The sequence below is a fragment of the Flavobacterium sp. ASW18X genome (assembly GCF_005144745.1).
In the GTDB taxonomy this organism is placed as follows: Bacteria; Bacteroidota; Bacteroidia; order Flavobacteriales; family Flavobacteriaceae; genus Croceivirga.
On sequence record NZ_SWKK01000062.1, the window covers coordinates 1 to 835 of the forward strand.

The 835-nt window shown below is 48.3% G+C and carries 1 protein-coding gene; it reads right to left on the minus strand.

What is annotated here, in order from left to right; translation table 11 throughout:
- The coding region (locus tag FBT53_RS15965) for a SprB repeat-containing protein (protein ID WP_205729054.1) at positions 1-835 on the minus strand (835 nt) is incomplete at both ends.

The following is an 835-nucleotide window of genomic DNA, read 5'->3' on the forward strand; positions in this document are numbered from 1 at the left end:
AAATAGGTCTACCAAAGTAATATCCGTTAAGGAGGTAAAACAAGAGTTACCATCCACTACCTCCAAGCTATACGTTCCAGAAGGCGCATTGGCTAGGCTGGGCGTAGTAGCTACTACATTAAAGCCATAATCATACCAAGCATATTCATAGTTGCCCGTGCCTCCGCTTACAGTTACCGTTGCTCCGCCACTAGCGGCTCCGTTACACTCTATATCTGTAATGCCTTCCAAGGTGATAGTAAGGGCTTCTGGTTGGGTTATGGTCAACTCCGCTGTTGCACTCACTCCTGCACCATCCCTGTCTGTCACTTCTAAACGGTAGTTCCCTGCACCAACATCAAAAAGGTCGGCTTCCGTAGCATCTGCTATCGCCGTATAACTACCGCCCTCTTCTTGATACCATTGGTAAGCGTACCCAGGGGTACCGCCTACAATAGTACTAATCAGGGATACCGTTTGTTCGCCATAACAAGATACTTCCCCATCCGCTGTAAGGGTTACCGCAAGCTCTCCCGGTTCGGTGACCACATAGTCAAAAACCGCTAAACAACCATTGCTGTCCGTGATGCGTACACTATAGTTGCCTTGTGCCAAATCTATTGCCGTCCATCCATCATCTGTGGTGGTTACCGCTCCTACTCCTGACCAAGCCAATTGATAGGTGTCTGCACCGTTTAAGGTGCCTCCGGTGATTTCCGTGATACGAATAGTACCATCATTTGACCCAAAGGACGATAGTCCTACCACAGAAGCCGTAGCTGTTATCGGTTCCGGTTCGTCCACTTCAAAGTCTATCGCATAACTACATCCGTTACTTGCCCTATCGGTAACAAAT